The organism is Inquilinus sp. (assembly GCF_039594555.1).
Taxonomy (GTDB): Bacteria; Pseudomonadota; Alphaproteobacteria; order DSM-16000; family Inquilinaceae; genus Inquilinus.
Genome location: NZ_JBCNNF010000455.1, coordinates 1 through 5,393 on the forward strand (window position 1 = coordinate 1; position 5,393 = coordinate 5,393).

A 5,393-nucleotide genomic window follows, 5' to 3' on the forward strand; every position below is an offset into this window, starting at 1 on the left:
TGGCGACGCCGCGGCGCTGCAGGCGGTGCGACCGATCCTCGAGGCGATCTCCGGCGGCGTGCACCATCTCGGCCCCAGCGGCGCCGGCGCGGTGATGAAGCTGATCGGCAACCTGCTGTCGGCGGCGCAGACCGCGGCGCTGGGCGAAGGCCTGGCCCTGGCCCGCAAGAACGGGCTGGCGGCCGACGGGGTCATCGAGGTGCTGGACCGCTTCGGCGGCTCCTCCAGCGTCATCCGCGGCGCCGCGCGCAAGACGCTGGCCAACGACTTCTCGCCGGCCTTCCACCTGAAGAACATGGCCAAGGATATCGGGCTGATGCTCGATCTCGGCCGCGCCAGCGGCGTGCCGATGCCGGGCACCGCCCTGACGGCGGAGCTGTACCGCGCCGCCCTGGTTGCCGGCTATGGCGAGCTGCAGGCCAACGCCGTGCACAAGCTGCAGTTCCGCCTCGCCGGCATCGAGGAATGAGCCGCTCCGGCTCATTTCACCCGGCCACGGCCGGCGGAATCCGCACCGAGATGGCGACGCTGGCGGATGGCCGGGCGATCCGCTACCGCCGCATGGGGGAGGGGCAGGGGCCTCCGATCGTGATGGTGCACGGCTTCGGCGGCGAGCTGCTGACCTGGGCCGCCAACCAGGTGCCGCTCTCGGCCCGCCACCTGGTCTACGCCCTCGACCTGCCCGGCCACGGCGGCTCGTCGCAGGATCTCGGCATCGGCGGCGTGCCGGGCCTGGCCGAGGCGCTGCTGGCCTTCCTCGACGCCGCCGGCATCGGCCGCGCCCATCTGCTGGGGCATTCCCTCGGCGGGGCGGTGGCGCTGCAGGCGGCGCTGTCGCGCCCCGGCCGCGCCGCCTCGCTGACCCTGGTCGCCTCCGCCGGGCTGGGGCCGGAGGCCGACACCGGCTTCATCGACCGGCTGCTGGCCGCCGACGACCCGGCGACGCTGGCCGCGGCGCTGCGGCCGCTCTACGCCGATCCCGGCCTGGTCACGCCGGCGCTGGGCGAGCTGGTGCTGGCAGCGCTGCGCGGCCCCGGCGTGCGCGCGACGCTGCGCCGCCTGGCCGACCAGTGCTTCGCCCCCGGCCGCCAGCGCCTGGTGCTGCGCGATCGGCTGGCAGAGCTGAGGGGTCCGGTGCAGGTGCTGTGGGGCACGGATGACGCGATTGTGCCGGTGGACCACGCCCGTTTCCTGCCGCCTGCGGTGGCGGTGCATCTGCTTCCCGGCCAGCGCCACATGCTGCCGATCGAGGCGGCGGCGGAGGTCAACCGGCGGATCGAGGAGATCGCGGCGGCCGGGTGACTCTGTCGCGCCCGCCCGGACTTGCCGTCCCGGCCGGGCGGGTCTTGAGTGGGATGGCAGCCGGAACGCGGCGGAGGCCGCATGGACACAGTCGAGCATCTCAGCGATCTGATCGGCCGCATCTACGATGCCGGCAGCGATCTGACGGCGTGGCAGCAGGTCCTGACCGACATCTGCCATTGGGCCGGCGGCGATTTCGGGCAGATCCTGGTGTTCGAGGCCGGCGCCCTGGCGCCGTTCTTCAATGTCGCCGTCGGCTACGACGCCGCGGCGCATGCCCGGTATCTGCGCGACTATGCGCTGCAGGACCCCCGCCTGCCGGCTTGGCGGCGTCTGCCGCCCACCGTGCAGCCCTGCCACCTCGTGGTCGACCCGGCCTGGCTCGACCGCCAGGATTTCGGCGCCTTCCTGGACGAGAACAACTGCCGCTGGACCATGGCGGCGATCGACCCGGCCTTCGACGGCGTCGCCGGCATGAGCGTGCGCCGCCCCCGTCGGGCCGGCCCCTTCACGCCGGAGGAGGCGGGGCGCTTTGACCTGGTGGTGCCGCATATCCGCCGGTCGCTGGCGCTGACACAGCGGATCGAGGGGCTGGCCGGCCGTGCCCGAGCCGCCGAAGACGTGCTCGACCGGTTCGACCGGGCCGTGGTGCTGCTCGGCGCCGACGGCCGGGTGGTGCATGTCAACGCCATGGCCGTCCGGCTGGTCGAGGGTGGCCGGCTGCAGCTGCGCGGCAGCCGGCTGCGCTCCGCCGATCCCGCCGAGGCCACGGCGCTGCGCGGGCTGATCGCGGCGACGCTGGAGCCCGGGCCGCGTACCGGCGGCGTCAAGCTGCTGGCCGGTGGCGGGGTGCCGCTGATCGCCAGCGCCTGCCGCCTGCCGGACCGACGCCCGGCCGGGTTCGCCATGCCACGGGCCGCGGCGGCGCTGTTCCTGACCCCCAGCGGCGCCGGCAGCGACGATTTCGGCGACGTGCTACCGGCGCTGTTCGGCCTCAGCCGCGCCGAGGTGCGGCTGGCCGCCGCCCTGCATGACGGCTTCTCCCTGTCCGAGATCGCCGGGCAGCTGGGGCTGAGCCGGGAGACGCTGCGCACCCAGCTGCGCTCGGTCTTCGACAAGACCGGCACGCGGCGGCAGGGCACGCTGATCCGGCTGCTGACCGACCTGGCGCGGGAGAGCCGGCTGGCTCGCCGCGCTGCCGGTGTGATGACGGACACGGCGCGGCCACAATGATCGGCTTAGGTTCCGGGCATAACGACTGCACAAGCGAACCGTTTCATGTCCTCAACCATGGTCGTACATCACACCGAGCGGAATTCCGGGCTCGACCTCGTCCAGCTCGCCGGCCGGCTGTGCCTGGCGCTGGTGTTCTTCGCCGCCGGCCTCTCCAAGATCCCGGAATGGGCCTCAATGGTGGCGATGGTGCAGGACCGCGGCCTGCCGCAGCCCGAGCTGCTGCTGGCTGCCGCCGCGGCGTTGCAGATCGTCGCTGGCGCTTTCCTGCTGCTCGGCTGGCACACCCGGGCGGCGGCGCTGGCCCTGGCCGGCTTCACCGTCGTCGCCACCGTGCTGTTCCACCCGTTCTGGGACTCGGCGCCGAGCCGGTTCGAGCTCGACTTCGCGATCTTCATGAGCAACCTGGCCGTGCTCGGCGGGCTGCTCTTCATCGCCGGCACGGGCGGCGGCCGCCATTCGCTCGACAGCGGCCCCGGCGAAGGCTGATCCACCAAAGAGAAAGGGCGCACGACCCTGCGACCGCGCGCCCTTCATTCGCTCGATGGTCGGCGCGCTTACCAGCCCGCGACCACGGCGCCCTTGAACCGGTCGGCCAGGAACTGCTTGACCGCGTCGGTGTGGTAGCTCTCGACCAGGATCTTCACCCAGGGCTCGTCCTTGCGCGCGGTCTGCACCGCGATGATGTTGACATAGGGGCCGTCGGCGGCCTCGCGCAGGATCGCGTCCTTGGCCGGGTCCAGCCCGGCCTCGACCGCGTAGTTGGTGTTGATCGCCGAGATGTCGGTGTCGTCCAGCGACCGCGGCAACTGCGCCGCGTCCAGCTCGATGATCTGGAGATTCTTCGGGTTGCCGGTGATGTCGAGCATGGTCGGCTTCAGCCCGACGCCGTCGGCCAGCTTGAGCAGCCCGGCCGACTGCAGCAGCAGCAGGACACGGCCGCCATTGGTCGGGTCGTTCGGGATGCCGACCTTGGCGCCGTCGCGCAGCTCGCCGATCGCCTTGATCTTCTTCGAGTAGATGCCGATCGGGAAGGTGACGGTGTTGGCCACCTTGCTGAGCTTGTAGCCGCGCTTCTCGATCTCGTTCACCAGATAGGGCTCGTGCTGGAACGAGTTGGCGTCGAGCTCGCCGGTGTCGAGCGCCGCATTGGGCACGACGTAGTCCGAGAATTCGACGATCTCGATGTCCAGGCCCTTTTCATGGGCGATCGGCTTCACCTTCTCCAGGATCTCCGCATGCGGACCCGGCGTGACGCCGATCCTCACGGTCTCGGCCAGCGCCGGCTGCACGGCCAGGGCGAACGCCGCCGCGGCCAGAATCGTCTTCAGGCTCATTCTATCCCCCTCGAAACGGATTGGTTCGGCTCAGGCCTGGCGCTGCCGCTTGTTGACCCGGCGGGCCAGCCGGTCGCCGGCCATCTGCACCGCCTGCACGAACAGGATCAGCACGATCACGACGGCGGCCATCATCTCCGGCATGAAGCGCTGGTAGCCGTAGCGGATGCCCAGGTCGCCCAGCCCCCCGCCGCCGACCGCGCCGACCATGGCGGAATAGCCGATCAGGCTGACCACGGTCAGGGTCAAGCCCAGCACGATGGCGGGCATCGCCTCGGGCACCAGCACCTTGCGCACGATCTGCAGCGGCGTCGCACCCATCGCCTTGGCCGCCTCGACCAGGCTCTGGTCGACCTCGCGCACCGCCGCCTCGATGATCCGGGCGATGAAGGGCACGCAGGCGATAGTCAGCGGCACGATCGCCGCCGTCGTGCCGATCGAGGTGCCGGCAACCAGCCGGGTGAACGGGATGATCGCCACCACCAGGATGATGAAGGGGGTGGAGCGGGTGGCGTTCACCACCAGCCCGGCGATGCGGTTGGCCGCAGGCGCCGCGAACAGCTCGCCCTTGCCGCTGGTCGCCAGCCAGATGCCGATCGGGCCGCCCAGCAACGTGCCGATCGCGGCCGAGACCGCGACCATGTACAGCGTCGCCCAGGCGGCGTCAGCCAGCAGCGCGAAGAGTTGCGGGGACATGGCCCAGGACCTCGACGGAAAGCTTGAGGGAGGAGAGGAAGTCGATCGCCGGCCGGGCCGCCTCGGGCCCGCCGGGGATCGCCACGATCAGGGTGCCGAAGGGCGCGCCCTGCACGCTGTCGACCCGGCCGTGCAGCAGCGCCGCGTCGATGCCCAGCCGCCGGGCCAGCTGGCCCAGCGCGGTGGTGCCGGCCTGCGACCCGGCGAAGACCAGCCGCAGCACGGTCTCGCCGCCGGCCAGCGGCGCCTCGGACAACCGGTCAGCCAGCGCCTCCGGCAGCTCGGCGCCGGTGACGCTGGCGACGAAGGCGCGAGCCGTTGCGGTCTGCGGCCGGGTGAACAGGTCGAACACCCGCGCCTCCTCGATCACGCGGCCCTGCTCGAGCACCGCGACGCGATGGCAGATCGCCTTGATCACCGCCATCTCATGGGTGATCAGCACGATGGTCAGGCCCAGCTCGCGGTTGATCTTCGCCAGCAGCTGCAGGATCGAGGCCGTGGTCTCGGGGTCGAGGGCGGAGGTCGCCTCGTCGCACAGCAGCACGTTCGGCTCGCTGGCCAGCGCCCGGGCGATGCCGACGCGCTGCTTCTGCCCGCCTGACAGCTCGGCCGGGTAGCGGTCGCGCTTGTCGGTCAGGCCGACCAGCTCCAGCAGCCGGTCGACCCGCGCCGCGATGCTGCGGCGGTCGAGGCCGGCCAGCTCCAGCGGCAGGGCGACGTTGTCGAACACGGTGCGGGAGGAGAGCAGGGCGAAGTGCTGGAAGATCATGCCGATCTTCCGCCGTTCGGCGCGCAGGGCCGTCTCCGGCAGGGCCGTCAGCTCGG

Annotated in this window: 7 protein-coding genes; 4 read left to right on the forward strand and 3 right to left on the reverse strand. The window is 71.8% G+C overall.

All coding sequences use genetic code 11. The annotated features are described in order from the left end of the window. The 4 genes from ABDW35_RS31475 to ABDW35_RS31490 all read left to right on the forward strand — a co-directional run. Window positions 1-469, forward strand: a 469-nt coding sequence (locus ABDW35_RS31475; protein WP_343717790.1) for an NAD-binding protein, incomplete at its 5' end; no start/stop codon positions are given. Beyond that, a complete protein-coding gene (locus tag ABDW35_RS31480) occupies window positions 466-1,302 on the forward strand; it encodes an alpha/beta fold hydrolase (protein WP_343717791.1) in 837 nt (278 codons plus the stop codon). The genes ABDW35_RS31475 and ABDW35_RS31480, both read left to right, overlap by 4 nt. An 81-nt stretch (window positions 1,303-1,383) precedes the next feature. Beyond that, window positions 1,384-2,535, forward strand: a complete 1,152-nt coding sequence (locus tag ABDW35_RS31485; RefSeq protein WP_343717792.1) for a helix-turn-helix transcriptional regulator — start codon at window positions 1,384-1,386, stop codon at window positions 2,533-2,535. Between the two features lie 45 nt (window positions 2,536-2,580). Further along, complete coding sequence (locus tag ABDW35_RS31490; protein ID WP_343717793.1) at window positions 2,581-3,024, forward strand: DoxX family protein; 444 nt, start codon at window positions 2,581-2,583, stop codon at window positions 3,022-3,024. 68 nt (window positions 3,025-3,092) lie between these two features. Here the strand turns inward: ABDW35_RS31490 and ABDW35_RS31495 are convergent, their stop codons facing one another. The 3 genes from ABDW35_RS31495 to ABDW35_RS31505 all read right to left on the reverse strand — a co-directional run. Further along, window positions 3,093-3,872 (reverse strand): MetQ/NlpA family ABC transporter substrate-binding protein, encoded by a 780-nt coding sequence (locus ABDW35_RS31495; protein WP_343717794.1) that lies wholly within the window; start codon window positions 3,870-3,872, stop codon window positions 3,093-3,095. Window positions 3,873-3,902: 30 nt separating this feature from the next. Next, window positions 3,903-4,568 (reverse strand): methionine ABC transporter permease, encoded by a 666-nt coding sequence (locus tag ABDW35_RS31500; protein WP_343717795.1) that lies wholly within the window; start codon window positions 4,566-4,568, stop codon window positions 3,903-3,905. Continuing rightward, window positions 4,537-5,393 (reverse strand): ATP-binding cassette domain-containing protein (locus ABDW35_RS31505; RefSeq protein WP_343717796.1); only part of this gene is annotated, 857 nt, incomplete at its 5' end. The genes ABDW35_RS31500 and ABDW35_RS31505, both read right to left, overlap by 32 nt.

What these genes read in the sequence shown, in the direction of transcription:
- ABDW35_RS31480 (WP_343717791.1), top strand. Translation starts at nt 466, where the DNA reads ATGAGCCGCTCCGGCTCATTTCACCCGGCCACGGCCGGCGGAATCCGC.
- ABDW35_RS31485 (WP_343717792.1), top strand. Translation starts at nt 1,384, where the DNA reads ATGGACACAGTCGAGCATCTCAGCGATCTGATCGGCCGCATCTACGAT.
- ABDW35_RS31490 (WP_343717793.1), top strand. Translation starts at nt 2,581, where the DNA reads ATGTCCTCAACCATGGTCGTACATCACACCGAGCGGAATTCCGGGCTC.
- ABDW35_RS31495 (WP_343717794.1), bottom strand. Translation starts at nt 3,872, where the DNA reads ATGAGCCTGAAGACGATTCTGGCCGCGGCGGCGTTCGCCCTGGCCGTG.
- ABDW35_RS31500 (WP_343717795.1), bottom strand. Translation starts at nt 4,568, where the DNA reads ATGTCCCCGCAACTCTTCGCGCTGCTGGCTGACGCCGCCTGGGCGACG.